Source organism: Micromonospora sp. CNB394 (assembly GCF_000374985.1).
Lineage (GTDB): Bacteria > Actinomycetota > Actinomycetes > Mycobacteriales > Micromonosporaceae > Micromonospora > Micromonospora marina.
Map to the genome: position 1 here is coordinate 319,740 of NZ_KB895825.1, position 21,995 is coordinate 341,734.

A 21,995-nucleotide genomic window follows, 5' to 3' on the forward strand; every position below is an offset into this window, starting at 1 on the left:
CGCTCCGTCCGCCCCGCTCGTGCCCGGTCACCGGCTCAGGAGGCGGCCGACGGCGACGGCACCGCCACCGACCCGCTGCCCGGCTCGAAGCCGGCCGGGATCGGCCGCCCCGGGTAGTACTCGGCCTGCAGGCGGCTCCACGTGCCGTCGGCGATCACCTCGTCCAGGCCCTTGTTCAGCGCCTCGCGCAGCTTGTCGTCGCCATTGGCCACCGCGTACGCGGTCGGGGTGGGGCTGAGCTGCTTCGCCGCGACCTTGATCCTGCCGTTGCTGTCGGCGGCGGACTTGTCGCCGATCTCGGCCGGGGCGATCCAGGCGTCGGCCGTGCCGGCCTTGAGCTGGTTGATCGCGCTGTTGTAGTCGGGCACCCGCACCGGGTCGAGGTTCTGCCTGGTGGCATAGTCGTCCTGCACTGTGCCCTGGACCACCACCACGCGCTTGCCGGTGAGCTGGTCGAAGCCGGTGATCGCAGAGCCCGCGGGCACGTCCAGGCCGAAGTAGCCGAAGTCGTAGCCGTTGCCGAAGTCGACTGTCTTCTTCCGCGCCTCGGTGATCGTGATCGAGGAGCTGCCCACGTCGAACTTGCCGCTGTTGACCTGGGCGAGCAGGCCGGAGAAGTCGGTGCCGACGAACTCCACCTTCAGGCCGAGCTTGGCGGCCACGGCGCGCAGCAGCTCGTTGTCGAAGCCGGTGAACTTCCCGTCCTTCAGGAAGACGTTCGGCGGGGCGTCGGTGAGCGTGCCGGCGCGGATCACGCCGGGCTGGAGCAGGCCGTACGGGTTGTCGGCCGCGGCGGTGTCGTCGCCGCCGCAGGCGGTGAGCGCGGTGACGGCGAGCAGGGCCGCCGCACCGACGGCGGCGGCACGGGTCAGGACGGTACGGAAACGCACGATGTCTCTCCAGAGTGGACGTACGCGCGGCGCGCGTCGGTGCCGGCCCGCGCCGGACGGACGGCCGGGCCGGAGAAGGGTGGATCGGGGAAAGGAGGGTGGCGTTCGCTCAGCGCGCGCGGCGACAGGCGTCGCTGCACACCCGCATCAGGTCGACGTGGCGGCGCTTGACCAGCGCGAAGCGGGCCGGGTACGCGGCGACGTCGCCGGAGGGGGTGAAGGGTGGTGCGATCATCGGTCTCCCTGGTCTGTTGCTGACCTGGGTGCCAGGCCACGCTTGCACCGGCGGCTGCCGGTGCCTGGTCTTCACCCGGGGCACCCCACCGCGGAGGAGGGTTGCCGGCCAGCGAGCCGGGGCTTCGCGCTGGCACTCATGACCTGCCCGGAAGGCTAGCAGCACCGCCGTGGCCGCCGTCCAGCCGTTATGACCACCCTCACGCGCGGCGGCGCACCGCCGGGCCGGGACGACTGCCGGGCGGGTCCGGCCCGCGGGCCGCAGAATGGGCGGATGGCCGACCGGCGGGTGACAGTCGACGACCTCGGCGCGTCGTTGATCAAGGGCAACGCGGACGCGGTGAACCTGACGGCCCGCTTCGCCGCCCGTCCACGGGTCACCGGCTGGTGCGTCCGTCCCGGCGAGCCGTGCCCGGGGGTGCGGCGGGCCGGTGCGCGTCCGCACGCCGGCCCGCTCGGGTGACGACGGGACCGCCCGGGGGCAGCGCCGGTTCGGCCGGTGAGGCTCCGGTTCAGGCCGCCAGGGCGGTGGTGAGCCGGCGGGCCTCGGCGACCAGCCTGCTGCCGCCGCCGCGGGCCACCACGTCGGCCAGTCCGGGCACCTCGATCCGGACGCCTGTCGTGGCCGCCGCCTCCGCCGCCAGCGCCAGCAGGTCCGGTGTGCCCCGGGGCGGTGCCGGCGCGGCCAGCAGCGGCGGCAACGCCCCGGCGAGCAGCCGCCACGCGCTCAGCGGGGCACCCGCCGCCACCGCGTCGCGCAGGGGCGTGACCGCCCGGGTGAGGACGACCTGCCCCTGCGTCCCCATCTCGCCCAGATGCCGGCCGATCCGAGGCGCGTCCAGGTCACCGGCGGCCGCCAGGAGCAGCAGCGCGTCGAGCGCGGCCACCCGGTCCGCCTCGTGCCGGGCGCACAGCCCGTACGCCACGGCCAGGTCCAGCGCGGTCCCGCCCGCGCCCGTGCACTCGGCGAGCGCCAGCAGGACCGGCCCTCGCCCGCCGAGACCCTCCTGGGCGGCCATGGCCAGTTCGGGGAGGACCTGGGCGGCGACCACGCCCCGGTGCCCGGGCAGCACCGCCGGCCACAGGTCGACGGTGCCGAACATCCGGGTGCCGATCGCCGGAGGCGCCAGGGTGAGCAGTCCGAACCGGTCGTCCACGTCGGCCGGCGGGGTGAGCGCTACCAGCCGGCGTCGGTCCGGCAACGAGTCGTAGGCCCAGTCGTACGCGCGGGATCGTTCCCGCCGGCCCACAGTCACCACCTCCTGCGCCGGCACCGGCACGACCTCGCCACGCAACCAGACCGCCAGTTCGATCCCGGCGGTCGTGCCGAGCGCCTCCGCGCGTGCCGCCAGCGGCTCGTCGACGACGGCCGGCAGCCGCAGGAAGGCCTGCGTGCAGTCCCACTGCCAGTGCGGCCGGTCGCCGAGCGCGGCCAGCCGCTCGTACAGCACAGCCGGTTCGATCGCCCCGCTGGTCGAGGTGGGCGCGGACATCAACCCCGGATCGTCGTGACCGGCCAGCCGCTGCCCGGCCTCGGCCAGGCGCAGGCGGTAGAGCCACGTCGGTGCGGGACGCCCGGATGCCGCCTGCGCGGACCGGGACGTCGCCAGCACCGAGGCCCAGTGGTCCCGGCGGCGGGTGGCGTCCCCGATCCCGGCGGCTGCCAGCAGCAACCCGTTCACCTGCGCCGCGGGCAGGAACCGGCCCCAGCTCTCGTCACACTCGGCCACCCCCGCCCGGCGCAGCACCGGCGCCAGCGCCGCCGCGACCCGGTCGCGCTCGCGGGTGCCCAGCCGCACCAGACCTTCCACGACCCGTTCGAGAACCGCTGTCGGCCACTGCCCGCGCAGCGCCGCCGCCACCTCCTCCACCAACTCGTCCACCTCGGCGATCGGGGGCGGCGCGGCCGCTGCCGGCAGCGGCGGCGGCAGGTCGTCGCGCGCCTCGGCCACTCTGGTGACGGCCACCGGCCGGTGACCGTGGCGCTGCGCCAGCGTCAGCGCGCGCTCGCGCAGGCCGGCATCGGGATGGTCGGCCGCCGCGGCGAGCACCGCGCCGATCTGCGGGGCCCGGTCGGGGTGCTGGCGGGCCAGCCGGTCGAGCCAGGACACCTGCGCCCGGACCAGGGCCTTCTCCGGCCGGGCCAGCACCGTCCGGGCGGCCTCCCACAGCGCCTCCGGCTCGGCGACGTCACCGGCCTGCCGCAGCGTCCGCTGGGCGGCGCTGGCCACCGGACCGGGGCCGTCGGCGAGCAGCCGCAGATAGGCGCTCGACCGCACCGCCACCTCGTCGGGGGCCGGCGCCAGCAGGTCGTGCAGGACCAGGAACGGTCGCAGCGCGCTCGGCCGGTCGCCGCGCAGCAGCCGGCCCAGGACGCGGTTGAGCAGGACCGCCCGGTCGAGCCGGCCCTCCGCCGCCAGCGCCGTCAGCGCCCGGGGCACCGCCTCCGTCCCCGTGCCGTCGCCGCGGTCCAGCTCGGTGCCCACACCGTCCACCTCGAACAGGCGCGGCAGCAGGGCGTCGAGGAACGGGTCGGCACGCAGCCGGTCCACCGTCGGCGGGCGCGTACCGCGCGGGTCCGGCCAGCCCTGCGCCGCCGCCCAGCCGCGCACGAAGTCGTCAGCGGTCGACGGCGGCGCCTTCTCGGCCAGCAGGAGACCGGCGACGAACCGCCAGCCCGCGACCATCCGGTCCCGGGGGAGCCGGTCGGCCAGCTTGTACGCCACGTCGGCCAGCCAGGTCACCCCGCGTTCCCGGGCGACGTCGACCACCGGCGCGGCGTCGACGCCGACCAGCCAGACCGACCGGCGGCCCAGCAGCGCGGCGACCTTCGTCGGGGTGCTCAGCGTCCCCACCGCGGCCACCGCCAGCGTCGCCGCCTCGCCCTGCCACCACCAGGCGTCCCGCCGGCGGCGCACATCGGCGACCAGTTCGTCGCCGAGCGCCCGCCGGGCCGGCTCGTCCAGCCCGGCCAGAGCCGACCGGACCTTCGACATCCTGCCGCGCGCCACCGCCTCGACGAAGCCGGTCACGACAGCGCCTCCACCGGCGCCGCGGCCATCGACACGGCCAGCGCGTGCCGGCACGGCCCCCGCTGCCCGCGGTGCCGCGCCCACCAGCGGCAGGAACAGGAGTACGCGCCGTCCGGGTGCCGGCGTACCCGGTAGGTCTCGGTGCCGGTGCGTACCGTCGCGTGCTCGCAGTCGCGCTCGACCGCGCCGCGCTCGACGAGTGCCCGCGCGCCGACCAGCCGCGGGTTGTCCCGCTCCGCGCGGCCCGCGTCGTAGGGCATCACCCGGTGGAAGTACGCCCCGTCCGCCACGTCGTAACCGACCCGCCCGGCGGTGCCCAGCTGGGCGAGCGCGGCGCGGACCCGCTCGTCGGGCAGCGCGGCGGCGTCGGCCAGCGCGGCGACGTCGATCGTCGGATCCCAGTTGAGCAGCGCGCCCACCAGCTCCGCGTCGTCGACCACCTCGTCGCCCGCGAGCGCCGCCAGGGCCGCCCCCTCGCCGGAGAACCCCCGGTACGGCTCGGGGGAGAGTGTCAGCGACACCCGCAACGCCCCGGTGTCCAGCTCCCACGTGCTCGGCACGGCCGGTGAACCGGCCCGCACGGCCGGGCCGTACACCCGCAGGGAGCGCGCGTGCCGCAGCACGCCGCGCAGCGCCGCGAGCCTTCCCGCGCCGGCCAGGCAGACCGCGCCCGGCACCGGGCGGGAGGTCAGCCGCAGCGTACGCCCGGCGGGCACCGCCCACAGCACGCTCCGGTCGCCGGCGGCGGGCAGCCGGCGCAGGAACGCCGCCGCCTCCGCCGCCGCGATCTCGGCGCGCGGTTCGAAACCGGCGGTGAGCACGTGCACCTCGGCGAACCCGCGCAGCCAGCGGCCGGGCAGCGGGACCTTCCGCTCGACCACCGAGCCGTCCAGGGTGGAGACGGTCAGGTCGTCCGGCCCGACCGCCACGTGCAACGGCTCGATGCCGCCCACCCGGGCCAGCGCCTCCCGCAGCGGCGGGTTCACGTCCACGTTCGTGGTGCCGTGGCCGCTGATCTCCCCGTCCAGCCCGTCCGGCAGCACGTCCATCCGTGCGTACACCCCGCAGCAGCCCGAGAACGACTCGAAGCGCAGGCGGCCCCGGCTGCCGGTCACCACCGGGTCCAGGCTGGCCGGGCTGACCGGCTGGTGGTAGCGGGTGCGGGCCACCTCGGCGACGGCGAGCAGCCCGGCCGCCGCGGCGGCCGGGGCGGTGAGGAACCCGGCGAAGAAGCGCGGGTTGGCCGCCGGGCCGCCGCAGGTCTGCAGATCGAGACCGGCGGGGCGCAGCGCGGACGGCTGAAGGTATCGGTACGTCTGGACGGCGTTCACGGCGCAGACCGTAGAGCGACCGACCGACAAAACCGCGACGGTCCTGCTAGCGTCCTCGGATGTTCGCCCACGCCCTCACCGACGACGCCGAGCTGCGTCCACTGTCGCCCTGGCACGCCGACGAGTTCCTGGCCAACCTCGACCGCTGCCGCGAGCACATCGCGCCGTGGGTCGGCGCGTCCTTCGTCGCCACCGACGCCGAGTCGGCCCGCAAGGTCCTGCAGGCGTACGCCGACCGGTGGGCCCGCGACGACGGCGGCATCTGGGGCATCTGGCAGCGCGGCACGCTCGTCGGCGGCGTGCTGCTCGTGTCGCTGAGCACCGAACGCGGGGTGTGCGAGGCCGGCTGCTGGCTGGAACCGGGCGCCGAGGGGCAGGGCCTGGTCACCCGCGCGGCCCGCTTCGTCATCGACTGGGCGGTGCGGGAGCGCGGCATCCACCGGGTCGAGTGGGTCACGAAGGCGGGCAACGAGCGCAGTGTCGCCGTCGCGCGGCGGCTCGGCATGAGCCGCGACGGCGTCATGCGCGGGGCCGCCCCGGTGCCGGACGGCCGCGCCGACCTGGAGGTCTGGTCGGTGCTGGCGCCGGAGTGGACCGCCTGACCGCCGAAATTGTCGTACCCGGACGTGAACATGTGTCCATGGCTGTCCCCGCACTGGCCGACCGGTCCCCCCAGCCGCGCGCCCTGCCGCTGCGCGAGGTCCGCACCCGGCTCACCCAGCTCGTCTCCCTGGCCGAGCTGACCGACACCGTCACGCTCGTCACCCGCGACGGCGATCCCCGGCCGGTCGCCGCGATCGTGCCCGCGACCGCCGCCCGCACCGGCGCCCAGGCACGTGCCGACGCCGGACGCGTCGCCGCGATCAGCGCCGGCTGGGCCCGCCGCCTGGAGGAGTTGCACCGGCAGTCCGGCCGGCGGCACGCCGCCGAGCTGCGGGTGCTGGCCGACGCGCTCGCCGAGGCGTGGGCCGAACTGGATCGCCGCGCCCCGGCCGGCGACCCGGCGCTGACCCGGCTGCGCGCCGCGCACGCCGACCTGCTGCGCCGCTGACCCGTGGCGGCCCGCCCGGAGTGCGCGGGACGCCACGGGTGTGCGGTCAGCTCCGGCCGCGCTCGGCCCGGTAGCGGCGGATCAGCTCGGCGGTCGAGGTGTCCACGTCGGCCAGGTCCGGGTCCGGCCCGGTGAGCTTCGGCGCGAGCTGGTTGGCCATCACCTTGCCCAGCTCCACGCCCCACTGGTCGAACGCGTTGATGTCCCAGATCGCGGCCTCGGTGAACGTGATGTGCTCGTAGAGCGCGATCAGCTGGCCCAGCGTCGCCGGGGTGAGCTTCGGCGCCAGGATCGACGTGGTCGGGTGGTTGCCCGTCATCACCCGGTGCGGCACCACCTCGGGCGCGGTGCCCTCGGCCTCCACCTGCTCCCGGGTCCGCCCGAACGCCAGCGCGGCGGTCTGGGCGAAGAAGTTCGACATGAACAGGTCGTGCATGTCGCCCAGGTCGTGGTTGGGCCGGCTGAACGCGATGAAGTCCGCCGGGATCAGCCGGGTGCCCTGGTGGATGAGCTGGTAGAAGGCGTGCTGCCCGTTGGTGCCGGGCTCGCCCCAGAAGATCTCCCCGGTCGGGTACGTGACGGGCGAGCCGTCGACGCGTACCGACTTGCCGTTGCTCTCCATGGTGAGCTGCTGGAGGTAGGCCGGGAACCGGTGCAGGTACTGCGAGTAGGGCAGCACCGCGTGGGTCTCCGCGCCGAGGAAGTCGGTGTACCAGACGTTGAGCAGGCCGAGCAGTGCCGGCACGTTGCGTTCCACCGGCACGGACCGGAAGTGCTCGTCGACCGCGTGGTAGCCGGCCAGCATCTCGCGGAACCGGTCCGGCCCGATCGCCAGCATCACCGACAGGCCGACCGCCGACGGCAGCGAGTAGCGTCCGCCCACCCAGTCCCAGAAGCCGAACATGTTCTCCGGGTCGATGCCGAAGTCGCGGACCCGCTGCTCGTTGGTGCTGACCGCGACGAAGTGCCGGGCCACGGCGTCGTCGTCCGCGTCCAGTCCGGCGAGCAGCCAGCGCCGCGCCTGGTCGGCGTTGGCGAGCGTCTCCTGGGTGGAGAACGTCTTGGACACCACGACGAACAGCGTGCTCGCCGGGTCCAGGTCGGCGGTCTTGTCGTGGATGTCGGTCGGGTCGATGTTCGACACGAACCGGCAGCTGATGCCCGCGTCCCGGTACGCCTTGAGCGCCTCGTACGCCATCACCGGCCCGAGGTCGGAGCCGCCGATGCCGATGTTGACCACTGTGGTGATCCGCTCACCGGTGTGACCGCGCCACGAGCCGGAGCGCACCCGTTGCGCGAACGCCGACATGCGGTCCAGGACGGCGTGCACGTCGGCGACCACGTCCTGACCGTCCACGGTGAGTGACGCGTCCGGCGGCAGGCGCAGCGCGGTGTGCAGCACGGCCCGGTCCTCGGTCACGTTGATGTGCCGTCCGGCGACCATGGCCGCGATCCGGCCGGTCAGCCCGACCCGCTCGGCGAGCGCGACGAGCAGCGCGATCGTCTCGTCGGTGACCAGGTTCTTGCTGTAGTCCACGTGCAGGTCGGCGACCTCGCCGGTGAGCCGCTCACCCCGCTGCCCGTCGGCGGCGAACAGGTCGCGCAGGTGCGTGCCGCGCATCGCCTCGGCGTGCTTGCGCAGCGCCTGCCATTCGTCGGTGGTGGTGACGTCCACAGCCATCGGGTCGATCTTCTCCTTCGCGACGGGCGGTCGGCCGGCGCGCGCCGGCGAACCCCACAAGCCTGCCACCCGGACCGGTCGCGCGCGACGCGACCCGGCGGCGACCACCGCGCGGGCGGTTCTTTCCGTCCGCCGCCGCTGGACACGCCGTTGGGACATCTGTACGACACGCCGATCACGCACTGACATCTTTCGATTGCGGAACGTAAGCTCCAGAGTCGTCGGTGTAGCGGAGGAGGGCGCGTATGGCAGCGGTTTTCGGTCTCCGGCGCCCCTTGGACGAGAACTCGCCGGATGAGCCCGCCGCGACGGCCGACGACTCGCCGCTGCCGGAGCTGGCGGACGGGCACTGGATGAACCGCGCCACCGAGTTCGCCCACACCAGCTTCTGGTCGGTGGCGCGCCGGCTGCCGGCCCTCGTCCGCGAGGCCATCGGCCTGGCCTGGGCGACCAGCCGGCGGGACACGCTCGCCTCGATCGGGCTCAACGTGGTCGCCGGGCTGCTCACCACCTTCGGCCTGCTCGCCACCACCGGCGTACTCCGGCAGCTCTTCGCCGCCGGGCCCACACCGGACCGGATCCGCGCCGCCCTGCCCGCGCTCCTGCTCGCGGCCGCCGCCGTGACGGCCCGGGGAGCGCTGACGGTCGCCGCCGGCTGGGCGCAGGCCCGGCTCATCCCGCAGATCAACTACCAGGTGGAACTCCGGCTCTTCGAGGCGACCACCGCCGTGGAGCTCGCCGCGTTCGACGACGCCGGGTTCGCCGAGGAGATGGACCGTGCCCGGGATCGGGGCATGGCCGAGGCCGCGTCGATTGTGGACCACACCGTGAACCTCGTGACCGGTGTCGTCGGTGTACTGGCCACCGCCGCCGCGGTCACCGTCATCCAGCCCGTCCTGCTGCCGTGCCTGCTGCTCGCCGCCGTGCCCGAGGCCGTCACCGCGGTCAAGCTGGCGCGTCGGCAGTATCTGGCGCTGCTCGCCTGGATCACCCGTCGCCGCCGGATGTTCATGCTGGCCCGGTTGATGGCCGACCGGCACACCGCCGCCGAGATCCGTGCCTACCAGATGCGGGACTTCCTGCTCGCCGAGTACCACCGGATGATGACCGTGGAGACACAGGCCCAGCTCCGGCTGGCCCGCTCGCAGACCGTCACCCGGGGGCTCGGCCTGTCGGTGACCGGCGTGGCCGCGTTCGCGGTCTACGCCGTACTGGGCGGGCTGCTGCTGGGCGGTGTGGTGGCGCTGGCGGCGGCGGCCACCGCGCTGCTCGCGCTCCAGTCCGCGCGTACGAGCCTGCGCACGGCGATCTTCGCCACCAACTCGCTCTACGAGGACGCGCTCTACTACCAGGACTACCGAGACTTCCTCGACCGTGCCACCCGGCGGATCCCGGCCGGCGGTCACCTGCCGGTCGACGGGTTCACGCGGATCGACGTCGAGTGCGTCAGCCTGCGTTACCCGGACACCGACACCGCGGCGGTCGACGAGGTCAGCCTCACGGTCCGGCGTGGAGAGGTGGTCGCGCTGGTGGGGGAGAACGGATCCGGGAAGACGACACTGGCGAAGCTGATCGCCGGCCTGTACCGCCCCACCGGCGGCACGATCCGCTGGGACGGCGTGGACGCCGCCGAGCTGGACCCACGGCAGACCGCCGCGCAGGTCGCGGTGATGAGCCAGGACTGGTGGAAGTTCCCGTTCACCGCCCGGCAGAACATCCGGGTCGGCCGCCACGACCGCGCCGACGGGCCCGGCCCCAGCGTGGAGACCGCCGCCCGGGACGCCGCCGCGCACGACATGATCAGCGAGCTGCCGTTCGGGTACGACACGCTGCTGGACCGGCAGTTCAAGGACGGTCAGGACCTGTCCGGCGGGCAGTGGCAGCGGCTGGTGGCCGCACGCGGTCTCTACCGCGACGCCCGGCTGCTGATCTGCGACGAGCCGTCCGCCGCGCTGGACGCGCGTGCCGAACACGCCCTCTTCCAGCACCTGCGGCGGCACCCGGACCGGGCCGTCGTGCTGATCACCCACCGCCTGGCGAACGTCCGGCACGCCGACCGGATCTTCGTGATGGACCACGGCCGGCTCGTGCAGTCCGGCGACCACGACACGTTGATGGCCGAGGGCGGTCTCTACCGGGAGCTGTTCGAGTTGCAGGCGGCCGGTTACCTCGCCGGCAGCGCGGAGCCCGCCGCCGACGGTTGACCTCCAGCGCACTCGAACTCCTACCGTGTCCGGACCGCGCGCCACCCGGCCGGCGCGGCGCGGCGCGAACCAGGAAGCTCACATGCGCTATCGCGTCCTCGCGCTTCCGTCCCTCTCCGGGGCCACGCCGCCCGCCCTCAGCTCCAAGATCGCCGGAAACAGCGTTAGCGGGACAGCCCAGCTCGCCGATCATGAGGTTCCGGCCCCGGCAAATAGCGCGAACCGGGCACTCGAGGGGCCGAAACCGCAAGATCGGCGGGGCGCGGCGGGGCGCGGCGGGGTGAGGGAGGGCGGGTGGGGAACTGCGTCGACAGGGGACGGCTGCGGAATCACACTGGGCGGGTGGAACATCGCGATCTTGTTCGGGTGAGCAAGCGGCTGTCGCTGGCGTTGCGGCACCGGCCCGACGCATTCGGGCTGCGGCTCGACCGGGCCGGGTGGGTGCCGGTCGCCGACGTGCTCGCCGGGCTGGGGATCAGCCGCGCCCACCTGGACGCCGTGGTCGCGGGCAACGACAAGCAGCGCTTCGCGGTGGAGACCGGCCCGGACGGGGCCGACCGGATCCGAGCCAGCCAGGGGCACTCGGTTCCGGTCGACCTCGGCCTGACCCCGGCCGCGCCGCCGCCCCGGCTGTTCCACGGCACCGGCGAGGCCGTGCTGGACGCGATCCGGGCGCAGGGGCTGCGCCGGGGCGGGCGCCACCACGTACACCTGTCGCCTGATGTGGCGACGGCCCGGCGCGTCGGCGCGCGCCGGGGCGGCGCGGTGGTGGTGCTGACCGTGGACGCCGCGGCGATGGCCGAGGCCGGGTACCTGTTCTACCGCTCGGCGAACGGGGTGTGGCTCACCGACACCGTGCCGCCGGCCTACCTCGGCACCACCTGACGCGGCGGTCAGCAGGCGGTCACCGGGTGGGCCACCACGGCGTCGAAGAGGTACGCGAGGTCGTTGACGGCGGCTCGGTCGGGCTGGACGGCGCCGGTGCAGTCGGTGGCGCGGGCGCGCAGGACGTGCCGGCCCGGGGTGGGCGGGCGCCAGCGTGCCGTCCAGCGCTGCCAGGCGCCGCCCCGGTCGGCGGCGACCAGGTCGGCCGGGCGCCACCCGTCGCCGGTGTCCACCTCGACGTGCGCGATCGGGCCGTTGCCGGACCAGGAACGGCCGGTCAGCAGCACCTCCTCGCCGACCGGCACCCGGGCGTCCCAGGCCAGCTCGAAGGCGCTGCGGACCGGCTGGGCGGTGAGCACGGTGCCGTCGGCCGGCTGGCCGGGGCCGAACATCCGGTAGAACTGCGTGTTCCACGGCGAGAACAGGGCAGTGGTGGAGACCTCGATCGCGCCCACCCACTTGATCGAGGAGATGCCGACCCAGCCGGGCACCACGACCCGTACCGGGAAACCGTGGTCGGCGGGCAGCGGCTCGCCGTTCATCTCGTACGCCAGCAGCACGTCGTCCAGCGCCTTCGCGACCGGCATCGGGCGGCGTACCCGGCCGAGGTTCACCCCGCCGCTGACGTAGTTCGGGTCGAGGCCCTCGGGCATCACGTCGACCGCGTCGTCACGTAGCCCCGCCAGACGCAGGACCGTGCCGAGCCGGACACCCCGCCACCGGGCCACGCCGACGCTACCCAGCCCCCACACCACGCCCGGCGTGGGCTCGTCCTGCTGTTCGGCGAAGTAGCGCCGCCCGTTGCCGGCGCACTCCAGCAGCGCCGCGTGCTCCTCGGCGGGCAGCCGGCGTAGCTCGTCGAGGTCGAACTCGACCGGGTTGTCGCGGGTGGGCGCGCCGCGCAGGCCGTAGCCGAACAGCCGCAGCCGCCAGGTGGCGGGGTCCAGCTGCGGGGTGAGCGTGTGGTTGCGGACGAAGAAGCGGTCGACCGGGACCACGTACCCCTGGCCGGCCATCGACGGCCAGCGCATCTCGGCGTTGGTGTCCAGCGGGCGCAGCAACTCCGGCGGCAGCGGCTTGACGATCGGCGCGCCGGGCTCGACGCCGACCGGCGCGGACGCCACCGCGACCGGCTCGCCCTCCGCGGCGGCGGCGGTCACCGCGGCCATCGCCGCACCCACCTCCAGCAGCCGGTCGCGGTCGACGCCCGGCCCGTGGGCGTGCCCGGCGAGCCACTGTCGGCTCCGGTCGGCGTCGTGGACAGCTTCGGCGGGGGACGGGGACTGACTCACGGCTGACCTCCGTGTTGGGCGACGCTGCCTTTCCTATTCAATCAGTAGGACTTTTCGTCGATTCATCGCAGGTGGCGGCTCCCGCGACGGGCAGGAGGTCTCGCCGCGCCGGTAAGCCGGATCCGGATGTGGTCAGAGCAGGCGCTGACCGGTGAGGAAGTCGGCGAGCACCCGGGTGTGCGTGGAGAAGGCCAGCTCGACCGGACCGGTGAGCACGAGCCATTCGGTGGCCTCCTCGGTCGGCGCCGACGGCGGCAGGTCACCGATCGGCCGCTCGGGCAGCACGCCGAAGACCATCATCGTGCCGCCCGCCGGGGCGCCGTGCACCGCGAACAGCCGCGCCTCGCCCGCCTCGGCCCGCAGCCCGGTCTCCTCGCGCAGCTCACGGACGAGCGCCTCGGACCACTCCTCGCCGTACTCGATGAAGCCGCCCGGGAGCGCGAGCTGCCCCCGGGCCGGTTCGATGTCGCGGCGCACCACCACCACGCCCAGTCCTTCCGGCGTGCGGACCGGCAGGACCGCGACCGCCACCGGCAGCGGATTGCGCCACACCGTCTCGCCGCAGGAGGAACAGACACGCGGCCACCCGGCGTCCGCCGGGTAGGCCGCGCCGCAGAACGAGCAGTGCGAGTACGCGGTCACGCCGCAGCACGTTACCCGCACCCCAGGCGCGAGATCAGGCGTCACCCCGCCGGCCGGTGGCGCGTGCCTCCATCAGGGCGAACCCGAGCAGGTTCCCGCCCCGCCACGTCGACGGGTCGGCGGCGCGCGGGTCGTCGGCGGTCAGGCCGATGCCCCAGATCCGGTCGGTCGGGCTGGCCTCGACGAGCACCCGGCCGCCGGTGCCGAACAGGAACCGCCGCAACGGTTCGTGCCGGGAGAACTTGGCGACGCTGCCGGCCACCACGATCTCGTAGCGGCGGGCCACCCGGGTCGCCTCGTCGAAGTCGCGGACCTGCCGGCCGAGCGCCTTGGCCCGGTGCGGATGCCCGGCCGTGAGCACCCGCTCGGCGATCGCGTGGTCACCGAAGAGCGTGGCCTTGTGCCGTTCGGCGCGCTGCTGGTCGACGCGATCGGCGCCGGCCTGCGCTGAGCGCTCCCGGCGCCCGGCGTTGAGTGTTCCCGGCGGCCGGTCAGGCGATCTCGCCGGTGGTGGCGATCTCGCCGAGCTGGCCCAGCGTGCTCAGGTACGTGTCGTGCAGTTCGTCGGTGGCCGCCGTGCACGCGTCGGAGACGGTGACGATGCGATACCCGTTGTCGACCGCCTGGTAGGCGGTGGACGCGACGGCCAGGTTCGTCGCGACGCCGGTGAACACCACGGTCCGCACGCCCCGGCCACGCAGGATCAGGTCCAGGTCGGTGCCGGAGAATCCACCGAGCCGGGTGGAGGTGACGACGACGTCGCCGGGCTGCAGCATGACCTCGTCGACGATCTCGGTCTTCGGGTCGCCCTCCAGGAACGCCCCGCGCTCCGCGACCATGGCGAAGCTCGGCGTGTTGGCGATCAGATCCGGATAGCCGGGCCGGTAGGCGACGCGGGTGAAGACGACGAGACCACCAGCGGCCCGCGCGGCGGCGGCGACCCGGGCCGCGTTCGCCGCCACGTCGTGCCGGGCCACCTGGTCGGCGAAGAACGGGCCGAAGACGCCGTCCGGGCTGACCACCTCGTATTGCCAGTGGACGCCTACGACCGCGGTGTGTGCCCAGTCGATGCGCTGCATGTCGATCCCGTCATGGTGCGGAGAGCTGCTGCGGCGCCAGCTCGTAACGTCTCGGGCCGCTGGCGGCGGTGCTCCTGCCGAAGGCGTCCAGGCGTCCCCAGCGGCCGATGACGTCGAGCAGGGCCACGTAGTCGAGGCTAGCAGGCAGGGCGGGCCGGGCCACGAGATCGTCGCCGACCGGCCGGAGGCCGAGCATCGTCCGCAGGAGCAGCAGCGGTGCCCCGGCCGACCACGCCTGCGGGCTGCACGCGGTCGGATACCGGATCGGGAAGCGGGTATCGGACCGGGCGTGCCCGGCGAACGCCTCCGGCAGTCGGCCGTCGTAGAAAGCCGCCGCGTCCAGGATGCCGGCCGCGATGCGGGCCGCCTCGTCGGCGTACCCGTAGCGCCGCAGGCCCCAGGCGATGAACGAGTTGTCGAACGGCCAGATGGTCCCGACGTGGTAGCCGACCGGGTTGTACCGGGCCTCGCCCTCGGCCAGCGTGCGGACACCCCAGCCGCTGAACATCGCCGGTGACATCAGGTGCCGCACCAGGGCCTCGGCCTTCGGCTCCTCGACGATGCCGCTCCACAGCAGGTGGCCGATGTTCGACGACAGGGCGTCCACCCGGCGGCCGTCGCCGTCCAGCGCCAGCGCCATGTACTCGCCGTCGTCGATCCAGAAGTCCTGGTTGAAGCGGCGCTTGAGGTCGGCGGCGTCCTGCTCCAGCCGGTCCGCGTACGCCGGGTCGTGCCAGATCTCGCGCGCGAGCCGCGCGGTGCGCACCTTGGCGTCGTACGCGTACCCCTGGAGTTCACAGGTGGCGCGCGGGAAGCCCGGCAGCCGGCCGTCGCGGTAGGAGATGCTGTCCCAGGAGTCCTTCCAGCACTGGTTCTCCAGGCCGTTCACCGGGTTGCGCCGCTCGTAGGAGACATAGCCGTTGCCGGCCCGGTCGGCGTAGTGGTCGATCCAGTCGACAGCCGCCCGCGCCTCCTGCTCCACCGCGCGTACGAGGGCGGCGTCGCCCGTCCACCGCTCGTACTCGTCGAGCAGCACGAGGAACAGGGGAGTGGCATCGGCGCTGCCGAAGTAGGGGCTGTGCGGTGTCTCGTCGAAGGCGGTCAGTTCGCCGTAGCGCATCTCGTGCAGGATCCGGCCCGGCTCCTCCTCCCGGAAGTCGTCGATCCGGCTGCCCTGGCGGAAGGCGAGCACTGTCAGCGTGGTGGCGGCGAGTTCGGGTGCGAACGGCAGCGCCTGGAGGCTGGTGAGGATGCTGTCGCGGCCGAACAGGCACATGAACCAGGGCAACCCGGCGGCCAGGACGCACCCCGCTCCGGCGAGGAACGGACTGAACCGCAGCGCGGCCAGGTCGATGAGACTCTGCCGGTAGGTGTTCTGCAGCGGTTCCCAGCTGGTCTCCAGGCGCGGTGCCCGGTCCAGCCACTCCCGTAGCTCGGCGGGCTTGTCCCGGGTGTGGCCCTCGGCCCGACCGGGCAGGCTGAGCCGCTCCAGCCCGCGGGGCATGGCCAGGTCCGGCTCGGCGGTCAGCCGGGTCTGCCACCGGCCGTGCGGTTCGATGTGTACGCGCAGCGTCAGGCCGTTCTCGTCCACCTCCGCCGGAGTCGTCGCGGACACGATCGTCTCGCGGCGGTAGCGTTCGCGCTGGTAGCCCAGGACGAGCCGCGGGCCGTCGACCCGCCGGTAGTGCCGCCCCGCGCGGTCGGTCGTGCCCTCCTTGACCGCGAAGAGGTCCGCGAAGTCCGCGTCCGCCTCGATCCGCACGGTCAGGTCGACGGGCCGCCGGTCGTGGTTGACCAGGAGCAGGTCCTCCTGGAGTCCGCTGTCCAGCCTGTGGGTCCGGCGTACCGCGAGTGTGCTGTTGACGTAGACGTCCTGACCGCCCGGAACCAGGTAGAACCGGTTCTCGAAGTACTGAATGTCGTCGATGGACAGCGTGCTGAGCCGCTCGCCGTCGATGGTGAGCTGCCACCGGGACAGCAGACGGGTGTCGTGGGCGAACAGGCCGTGGGTGGCGTCGGCCGCCGGGGCGATGTCGCCCGCCCGGTCGCAGACCAGGAAGACCGTCCCGTCGAAGATGCCGACGTGGTCGTCACGCATCGTCGCCTCCCCGGTGTCGTTCCGGACGTGGGCCGGGCGGGGCTGGGAACAGCCGGCGTACGGTCGCGAACAGCCGGGGGCTGCCCTCCACTTCGGCCTCGCCGCGCAGGACGGTGGTGAGGAAGTACGCCTCGCCCCGGGCGATCCGGTCGAAGACGGCCCGGTCCGCCCGGACGACGGCGTCCCCGCCGGTGGCCTGCCGTGCCGCGGTGACCTCGCCCCGGGCGATGGAGACCAGCCAGTGGTCGACCGATCCGCCAGCGGCGATGTCGAACCGGACGGTGCCTTCGTGCAGCGCTGTCAGCCCGCGCTGCCTGCGCTGGCCCAGGCTCCGGAAGAACTCTTCGGTGGCGTCGACCATCGGACCCCCTCCCGAGGGCACTGTTCCCCGCAACAGAGCCCGTCTTCTCACCCGGAACGGGTGAAAAGCGGCGGAGCTATTCCGCGCGCAGCAGGCGCAGGATGCGGGCCAGGTCGGCCCGGTCGTCCGGTGAGAGCACGCCGAAGAACCGTTCCGCCTCGGTGGCCCGGGCCTGCCGGATCGCGGTGCCCACCCGCTCGCCCTCGGCGGTGGGGGTGACCAGCGTGGCCCGCCGGTCGCCCGGGTCGGGCCGCCGTTGCACCAGACCCCGCTCCTGCAACCCGTCGATGACCTCGGTGGCCGAGCGCGGGGCGATGCGCAGGTGCTCGGCGAGCGCGCCGGGCCGCAGCGCGCCGTGACGCATCAGCACGCCGAGCGCCCGCGCGTGCCCGGGGCTGATGTCCCACGGCGCGAGCGCGCGCTTGGTCTGGTGCCGCAGCCGCCGGGTCACCGCCCAGAACGTCTCGGCCAGGCTCTCGTCGCCACCGCTCACGGGGAATACGGTAACAGGCTTTCGTGTTGCTCCCTCATGTTGAGGTAACCTCAGCATTATTCCCTGCATGAGGAGCACAGTTGGATCGCATCCCCGACGGCCGCCGTGCCGGCCGAACCGTTTCCCCCGCCGAGAAGGCCCAGGCCCGTGCGGTGTCCCTGCGCCGGATCGGCCGCCTGTTCACCGCCCACCGAGGCCCGCTCGCCGCCGTCGTGGCGATCATCGTGGCGTCCTCGATCATCGCGATGGCCACGCCGTTCCTCCTGCGTACGGTGATCGACAGGGCCCTGCCCGAGCGTGACCTGACGCTGCTGGCCTGGCTGGTCGCGGGCATGGTCGCGGTCGCCGCCGTGACCGCCGTGCTCGGCGTCGCCCAGACCTTGATCTCCACCCGCGTCGGTCAGGAGGTCATGCACCGGCTGCGCGCCGACGTCTTCGCCCACCTTCAGCGGCAGTCGATCGGCTTCTTCGTGCGCACCCGCACCGGCGAGGTCCAGTCCCGCATCACCAACGACATCGGCGGCATGCAGTCGGTGGTCACCTCCACCGCCACCTCGATCGCCGCCAACCTCACCACGGTCGTGGCCACGACCGTCGCCATGCTGGCGCTGAGCTGGCGCCTCACGCTCGTCTCGGTGGTCGTGCTGCCGCCCGCGCTCTGGCTCACCCGCCGGGTCGCCCGGCTGCGCCGGGAGATCACCGCCCAGCGCCAGCGCGAACTGGCAGACCTCACCGTGACCATCGAGGAAGGGCTGTCGGTCAGCGGCGTACGGCTGGCCAAGACGCTCGGCACCGGCCCGGCCCTGGTCGACCGGTTCACCGCCTCCTCGGCCCGCCTGGTCGACCTGGAACTGCGCTCCGAGCTGGCCGGACGCTGGCGGATGGCCGCCATGAGCATCGTCTTCGCCGCCATCCCCGCGGTGATCTACCTCGGCGCCGGGCTGCCCGGCACCGCCGGCACGCTCACCATCGGCACGCTCGTCGCGTTCACCGCGCTCCAGGGCAACCTGTTCCGGCCGCTGATGGGCCTGCTCGACGTCGGCGTCACGCTCACCGCGTCGCTGGCGCTGTTCGCCCGCATCTTCGAATACCTCGACCTGCCCGTCGAGGTGGCCGAGCCGGACCGCCCGGTCCCGCTGGACCCGGCCACCGCCCGCGGCCACCTGCGGATCGACGACGTCACCTTCAGCTACCCGGGCAGCGACACCGCCGCCCTGGCCGGCGTCAGCCTGGACGTACCCGCCGGCACCAGCCTGGCCCTGGTGGGGGAGACCGGCTCCGGCAAGAGCACGCTCGCCGCGCTGATCAGCCGGCTGCACGACCCGGACGCCGGTCGGATCACCATCGACGGGATCGACCTGCGCGACCTGCGCCCGGCCGACCTGGCGGCCGTCGTGGGCGTGGTCAGCCAGGAGACGTACCTGCTGCACGGCACCGTCCGGGACAACCTCCGGTACGCGCGCCCGGACGCCACCGACGCCGACATCGAGGCCGCCGCCCGCGCCGCCCGCATCCACGACCTCATCAGGGGACTGCCCGACGGGTACGACACCATGGTCGGCTCGCGCGGCCACCGGTTCTCCGGCGGCGAGCAGCAGCGCCTGGCGATCGCCCGGACGCTGCTGCGCGACCCGCGGATCCTGGTGCTGGACGAGGCGACGAGCGCGCTGGACACCGAGACCGAACGCGCGGTCCAGCGGGCGCTGGACGAGCTGGCCCGGGGCCGCACGGTGGTGACCATCGCGCACCGGCTCTCCACCGTCCGCGACGCCGACCGTATCGCCGTGCTCGACCACGGCCGGATCGTCGAGTCGGGCACCCACGACGCGCTGCTGGACCGGCGCGGCCGGTACGCCGCCCTGGTCGGCTGACCGTAGGAGCGTTCTGCCCGCGTCGTCATCGGCCGTCCAGCAGGCCGCCCGGCACGGCCACCGTCCCGGGCTGACCGCACGGCTGGAACCGAGTGCGGCTGCGGCTCAGACCGTGGGCGGCTCCGGCTCGCCGGGGCGGGACCGCTGTCCGGGGGCCGGGCGCGGCGCGGGCGGGGGGAGAAGCGGCTCCAGCGGGGTGAACGACTCCACCGGTCCGTCCGGCCGCGATCCACGTCGCGCCCGCCCCGCCTCTCCCGGCATTTGTTCCCGGCGGTCACGCCGGTCGCGTTCCTCGGCGTACTCGGCGCGGCGGCGGGCCAGGTCGCGCTCGCACTCCAGCGCGATGCGCTGCTCCCAGTACGGCTGGAGCAGCTTGCGCACCCGCTCGTCCAGGTGCACCGTGACGTCGGGCTCGCAGGCGAACGTCACCTCACCGCGCGCGTATGTCCACGGTGCCGGGTCGTCGTCGGCGAGCGCCGCAGTCAGCGCGGCGTGCAGGTCGCGCGGGCGGTGCGGTGGCACCTCCACCGCGTACCGGACGGCCAGCCGGTGCAGGCGTTGCGCGGCCTGCTGCTGGAAGTAGTCGACGTACCAGCCGAACAGCTCCGGCCGGGCCGAGTCCGAGGACCAGGTGTAGGTGGCCCGGACCAGGAACACGTACACCTGGCCCTGCGCCGGCACCGCGAGCGGCTCCGGCACACGCCGGTCGACTGTGGTCACCGGCGTCGCCGGCTCCTCGCTCCACCAGAGCTGCCGTAGCGTCGGTTGCGCGCCGTCCCAGAACCGCCGGGTCCGTACGCGTGCCGCCTCGCCCAGCGCCTTTGCCCGTCCGGCCCACCGCCTTCGGCGACTGTCCACCGGCGCGCCGGGCTTCGGCCGGCCGCCGGCCGGATCGGGCCCCTCCGGCACCGCGGTCATCGCACCCCCCTCCATGCCGGATCGCAGCACCGCGTCCCGCGGCATCACCGGGACGCGCGGGCCGCCGGGCGAGGGGTGGCCGGACCGCCGTGCGGTCCGCGAACCACGCTAACAACCCCGCCCGGTGTACGCGCGCAGCCGCGCGTCGGGTGTTGACCGATCGGACGAGCCGCCTCGTAGTCCTATCCGTGGGACTCAGAGGGGTTTCGGTCCCGTCCACGGGACCGACCATCCAGACTCGATCGGCACGCCTTGATCCGTGATCGAGGCGCTTCGTAGCGTGAGGCTCCGCAATCCTTCGGGGGAGGACCACAACGCATGGGCGTAGACGCGCGACACGCCGCCGGCCGGACCGTGCAGTACCTGCGAACTCTGGCCGAGCGGCAGTACGACCGGGTCTGGACCCCGGACTTCCTGCACCTCACCCCGGACGTGCAGGGCTTCGCCGTCTTCCACCGCGGCGGCCTGGTGCTGGTCTACGGCGCGGTGTCGCCGGACGACCCGGCCCGCTGGGTCTTCCGGATGGCGTGCGTGGCCGGCGCCGACGTGCCGGACATCTCCGGGGCAATGGCCTGGGCGAACATCAGAAACCGGCTGGCCGAGGCCGGGCGCTACTACTGCGTCGTGAAGTCCGACCAGAGCGCCTGCCACGTGGTGTTCGCGCTCGACGTGCGCAACCCGCTGCTCGGCGACGTCACGGCGCCCGACGGCCGGGCGGCGCGGGAGTTGCTGCACTTCTCGCTCGCGGTGTGCGTGCACAACGCCGTGGCGGACTTCCGCGACCTGGCGTCCTATCTGCCGGCGCGGCCGTTGGCGCCGACCGAGATCGACGCCTGGACCCTGTTCGCCGACACGCGGGACTGACTCGGTCGCCGGGCCTGCATCGGCTCACCGGCTCGGCGCAGGCCGGTCGTCTGGACGAAGATGTCCCGCTTCGCGGTGGCGGTGCCCCGGCGGTTGAGCACGTATCCGGTCAGCCAGATCCAGTGGGTGTGCGGCACCTCGGGACCGACCGACACGACCCGGAACGTCAGCCCTCGGTCGCCGCCGAACTGCACCGACGCGCGGCCGTCGACCCGCAGCAGATCGCCGGGTTGTGGACGCACTGCTACCAGTGGCCGTCGTTCGGCGGGCGGCACTCGCGCGCGTGCATGGTCTGCCAGTCCCGCAGGGCACGCTTCAACCGGTCGTTCTCCTGCGCGAGCAGGCGTACCTGCCGGTGTAGCTCGGTCAGCTCGTCGGCGACCCGGGCCTGGAACTCGCGTACCTGATCGGGGTCGACGCCCCGCCTGCGGGCGTCGAAGGCGCGGGTGCGCACCTCGTGCGGGGTCAGCCGGGCCGGTGGGGCGGTCAGGTAGGGCTGGCCGGATCGATGTGCCGTCATCTCGGTCCTTTCCGGAAGCAGCAGGGGACAGGTGCGGTGGGTCTGGAAGGGCGGGTCGTCCGCACGCCGGCCGCGGACGACCCGCCCGCTCCGCCACCGCAACCCGGATCGGCGGTACGGAGGCGGAGCAGTCGGGAGGGTCGGGACGGGTACGCGCACCCGCCCCGACCGGGGGATGGGCCGAACTCGTTGCCACGCGAGGAGCGACCCGGGACAAGAGTAACGGCTTAGTCGTTTAAGTCAACCACCGGCTGTTGTCGTTCATGGGCGTTTCGTGATCGAATTGGCGTGCCACGCAAGGAGTGCCATGCCTACGACACCCGACTACATCCGCATCGCCGACGACATCATTGCTGGTGTCCGAGGTAAGCGACTCAAGCCAGAGGACAAGCTGCCGCCGATCGCGCAGATGGCGGCGGACTACAAGGTTGGCACCTCGACCATTCAGATGGTCTACGTGCGACTCGAAGCGCTCGGCGTTATCCGGCGTCACCAAGGTAAAGGCATCTTCGTGACCGATCCGAAGACCTGGATGAGAGAGCCGTAACC

The 21,995-nt window shown here is 73.7% G+C and carries 22 protein-coding genes, 1 pseudogene and 1 riboswitch; of the genes and pseudogenes, 8 read left to right on the forward strand and 15 right to left on the reverse strand.

Translation table 11 applies throughout. The features are described 5' to 3' along the window. Window positions 1–35: 35 nt before the first annotated feature. Together C569_RS0101270 and C569_RS34705 are read right to left on the reverse strand one after the other, a co-directional pair. Window positions 36–890, reverse strand: a complete 855-nt coding sequence (locus tag C569_RS0101270; protein WP_018784009.1) for an ABC transporter substrate-binding protein — start codon at window positions 888–890, stop codon at window positions 36–38. 109 nt (window positions 891–999) lie between these two features. Next, window positions 1,000–1,125 (reverse strand): hypothetical protein, encoded by a 126-nt coding sequence (locus C569_RS34705; RefSeq protein WP_018784010.1) that lies wholly within the window; start codon window positions 1,123–1,125, stop codon window positions 1,000–1,002. A gap of 33 nt (window positions 1,126–1,158) precedes the next feature. Next, a riboswitch (SAM riboswitch) is annotated at window positions 1,159–1,269 on the reverse strand. 129 nt (window positions 1,270–1,398) lie between these two features. Here C569_RS34705 and C569_RS0101280 point away from each other — a divergent pair. Beyond that, complete coding sequence (locus tag C569_RS0101280) at window positions 1,399–1,587, forward strand: hypothetical protein (protein ID WP_155945481.1); 189 nt, start codon at window positions 1,399–1,401, stop codon at window positions 1,585–1,587. Between the two features lie 49 nt (window positions 1,588–1,636). Here C569_RS0101280 and C569_RS0101285 read toward each other — a convergent pair whose 3' ends face one another. Next, window positions 1,637–4,156 carry a hypothetical protein gene (locus tag C569_RS0101285; protein ID WP_026267569.1) on the reverse strand — a complete coding sequence of 840 codons (2,520 nt, stop codon included), beginning with the start codon at window positions 4,154–4,156 and terminating at the stop codon, window positions 1,637–1,639. Continuing rightward, on the reverse strand, window positions 4,153–5,487 hold the full coding sequence (locus C569_RS0101290; protein ID WP_018784013.1) for an SWIM zinc finger family protein: 1,335 nt from the start codon (window positions 5,485–5,487) through the stop codon (window positions 4,153–4,155). The genes C569_RS0101285 and C569_RS0101290 overlap by 4 nt, the downstream gene beginning before the upstream one ends. A 59-nt stretch (window positions 5,488–5,546) precedes the next feature. Here C569_RS0101290 and C569_RS0101295 point away from each other — a divergent pair, with 59 nt between their 5' ends. Beyond that, a complete protein-coding gene (locus C569_RS0101295; protein WP_018784014.1) occupies window positions 5,547–6,089 on the forward strand; it encodes a GNAT family N-acetyltransferase in 543 nt (180 codons plus the stop codon). 38 nt (window positions 6,090–6,127) lie between these two features. After that, the gene (locus tag C569_RS0101300; RefSeq protein WP_018784015.1) at window positions 6,128–6,538 is read left to right on the forward strand and encodes a hypothetical protein; all 411 of its coding nucleotides are present in this window, start codon (window positions 6,128–6,130) and stop codon (window positions 6,536–6,538) included. Between the two features lie 46 nt (window positions 6,539–6,584). Here C569_RS0101300 and pgi read toward each other — a convergent pair whose 3' ends face one another. Further along, window positions 6,585–8,219: a glucose-6-phosphate isomerase gene (gene pgi / locus C569_RS0101305; RefSeq protein ID WP_026267570.1), complete on the reverse strand. Its 1,635-nt coding sequence runs from the start codon at window positions 8,217–8,219 to the stop codon at window positions 6,585–6,587. Window positions 8,220–8,464: 245 nt separating this feature from the next. Here pgi and C569_RS0101310 point away from each other — a divergent pair, with 245 nt between their 5' ends. Both C569_RS0101310 and C569_RS0101315 read left to right on the forward strand, forming a co-directional pair. After that, on the forward strand, window positions 8,465–10,423 hold the full coding sequence (locus C569_RS0101310; RefSeq protein ID WP_018784017.1) for an ABC transporter ATP-binding protein: 1,959 nt from the start codon (window positions 8,465–8,467) through the stop codon (window positions 10,421–10,423). Between the two features lie 342 nt (window positions 10,424–10,765). Beyond that, the gene (locus C569_RS0101315) at window positions 10,766–11,308 is read left to right on the forward strand and encodes an RNA 2'-phosphotransferase (RefSeq protein ID WP_036344942.1); all 543 of its coding nucleotides are present in this window, start codon (window positions 10,766–10,768) and stop codon (window positions 11,306–11,308) included. Window positions 11,309–11,316: 8 nt separating this feature from the next. Here C569_RS0101315 and C569_RS0101320 read toward each other — a convergent pair whose 3' ends face one another. From C569_RS0101320 to C569_RS0101350, 7 genes and pseudogenes are all read right to left on the reverse strand, one after another. Beyond that, the gene (locus C569_RS0101320; protein ID WP_018784019.1) at window positions 11,317–12,600 is read right to left on the reverse strand and encodes a sulfite oxidase; all 1,284 of its coding nucleotides are present in this window, start codon (window positions 12,598–12,600) and stop codon (window positions 11,317–11,319) included. A 132-nt stretch (window positions 12,601–12,732) separates the two neighbouring features. After that, window positions 12,733–13,242, reverse strand: coding sequence for an NUDIX domain-containing protein (locus tag C569_RS0101325; RefSeq protein ID WP_018784020.1), 510 nt, complete (start codon window positions 13,240–13,242; stop codon window positions 12,733–12,735). 34 nt (window positions 13,243–13,276) lie between these two features. After that, window positions 13,277–13,642 (reverse strand): annotated as a pseudogene (locus C569_RS29605) (NADAR family protein); the annotation flags it as partial. A gap of 91 nt (window positions 13,643–13,733) precedes the next feature. After that, window positions 13,734–14,321, reverse strand: a complete 588-nt coding sequence (locus C569_RS0101335; protein WP_018784022.1) for a cysteine hydrolase family protein — start codon at window positions 14,319–14,321, stop codon at window positions 13,734–13,736. Between the two features lie 10 nt (window positions 14,322–14,331). Next, complete coding sequence (locus C569_RS0101340) at window positions 14,332–16,419, reverse strand: glycogen debranching N-terminal domain-containing protein (protein WP_018784023.1); 2,088 nt, start codon at window positions 16,417–16,419, stop codon at window positions 14,332–14,334. After that, window positions 16,412–16,780, reverse strand: a complete 369-nt coding sequence (locus C569_RS29610; protein ID WP_018784024.1) for an SCP2 sterol-binding domain-containing protein — start codon at window positions 16,778–16,780, stop codon at window positions 16,412–16,414. Before C569_RS29610 ends, C569_RS0101340 begins: the two co-directional genes overlap by 8 nt. 76 nt (window positions 16,781–16,856) lie before the next feature. Then, window positions 16,857–17,273: a MarR family winged helix-turn-helix transcriptional regulator gene (locus tag C569_RS0101350; RefSeq protein WP_018784025.1), complete on the reverse strand. Its 417-nt coding sequence runs from the start codon at window positions 17,271–17,273 to the stop codon at window positions 16,857–16,859. 89 nt (window positions 17,274–17,362) lie between these two features. On the opposite strand from C569_RS0101350, the gene C569_RS0101355 reads away from it, so the two are divergent. After that, window positions 17,363–19,144: an ABC transporter ATP-binding protein gene (locus C569_RS0101355; protein WP_369752973.1), complete on the forward strand. Its 1,782-nt coding sequence runs from the start codon at window positions 17,363–17,365 to the stop codon at window positions 19,142–19,144. A gap of 105 nt (window positions 19,145–19,249) precedes the next feature. On the opposite strand, the gene C569_RS0101360 is transcribed toward C569_RS0101355, so the two are convergent. Beyond that, entirely contained in the window at window positions 19,250–20,062 is an 813-nt protein-coding gene (locus tag C569_RS0101360; protein WP_036345056.1) for a hypothetical protein, read from the reverse strand. 318 nt (window positions 20,063–20,380) lie between these two features. Here C569_RS0101360 and C569_RS0101365 point away from each other — a divergent pair, with 318 nt between their 5' ends. Beyond that, window positions 20,381–20,926 (forward strand): hypothetical protein, encoded by a 546-nt coding sequence (locus tag C569_RS0101365; protein ID WP_018784028.1) that lies wholly within the window; start codon window positions 20,381–20,383, stop codon window positions 20,924–20,926. Here the strand turns inward: C569_RS0101365 and C569_RS29615 are convergent. Continuing rightward, entirely contained in the window at window positions 20,854–21,168 is a 315-nt protein-coding gene (locus C569_RS29615) for a hypothetical protein (RefSeq protein WP_036344945.1), read from the reverse strand. The two genes, C569_RS0101365 and C569_RS29615, sit on opposite strands and share 73 nt — an antisense overlap. Before the next feature lie 2 nt (window positions 21,169–21,170). Then, window positions 21,171–21,446: a DivIVA domain-containing protein gene (locus C569_RS0101370; protein WP_018784029.1), complete on the reverse strand. Its 276-nt coding sequence runs from the start codon at window positions 21,444–21,446 to the stop codon at window positions 21,171–21,173. A gap of 307 nt (window positions 21,447–21,753) precedes the next feature. Here C569_RS0101370 and C569_RS0101375 point away from each other — a divergent pair, with 307 nt between their 5' ends. After that, window positions 21,754–21,993, forward strand: coding sequence for a winged helix-turn-helix domain-containing protein (locus C569_RS0101375; protein WP_018784030.1), 240 nt, complete (start codon window positions 21,754–21,756; stop codon window positions 21,991–21,993). Window positions 21,994–21,995: the final 2 nt, after the last annotated feature.

Excerpts from the sequence above, each read along its gene's own strand:
- C569_RS0101340 (WP_018784023.1), bottom strand. The coding sequence starts at position 16,419 with ATGCGTGACGACCACGTCGGCATCTTCGACGGGACGGTCTTCCTGGTC.
- C569_RS29610 (WP_018784024.1), bottom strand. The coding sequence starts at position 16,780 with ATGGTCGACGCCACCGAAGAGTTCTTCCGGAGCCTGGGCCAGCGCAGG.
- C569_RS0101295 (WP_018784014.1), top strand. The coding sequence starts at position 5,547 with ATGTTCGCCCACGCCCTCACCGACGACGCCGAGCTGCGTCCACTGTCG.
- C569_RS0101300 (WP_018784015.1), top strand. The coding sequence starts at position 6,128 with ATGGCTGTCCCCGCACTGGCCGACCGGTCCCCCCAGCCGCGCGCCCTG.
- C569_RS34705 (WP_018784010.1), bottom strand. The coding sequence starts at position 1,125 with ATGATCGCACCACCCTTCACCCCCTCCGGCGACGTCGCCGCGTACCCG.
- C569_RS0101280 (WP_155945481.1), top strand. The coding sequence starts at position 1,399 with ATGGCCGACCGGCGGGTGACAGTCGACGACCTCGGCGCGTCGTTGATC.
- C569_RS0101335 (WP_018784022.1), bottom strand. The coding sequence starts at position 14,321 with ATGCAGCGCATCGACTGGGCACACACCGCGGTCGTAGGCGTCCACTGG.
- C569_RS0101365 (WP_018784028.1), top strand. The coding sequence starts at position 20,381 with ATGGGCGTAGACGCGCGACACGCCGCCGGCCGGACCGTGCAGTACCTG.
- pgi (WP_026267570.1), bottom strand. The coding sequence starts at position 8,219 with ATGGCTGTGGACGTCACCACCACCGACGAATGGCAGGCGCTGCGCAAG.
- C569_RS0101370 (WP_018784029.1), bottom strand. The coding sequence starts at position 21,446 with ATGACGGCACATCGATCCGGCCAGCCCTACCTGACCGCCCCACCGGCC.
- C569_RS0101360 (WP_036345056.1), bottom strand. The coding sequence starts at position 20,062 with ATGACCGCGGTGCCGGAGGGGCCCGATCCGGCCGGCGGCCGGCCGAAG.
- C569_RS0101375 (WP_018784030.1), top strand. The coding sequence starts at position 21,754 with ATGCCTACGACACCCGACTACATCCGCATCGCCGACGACATCATTGCT.
- C569_RS0101310 (WP_018784017.1), top strand. The coding sequence starts at position 8,465 with ATGGCAGCGGTTTTCGGTCTCCGGCGCCCCTTGGACGAGAACTCGCCG.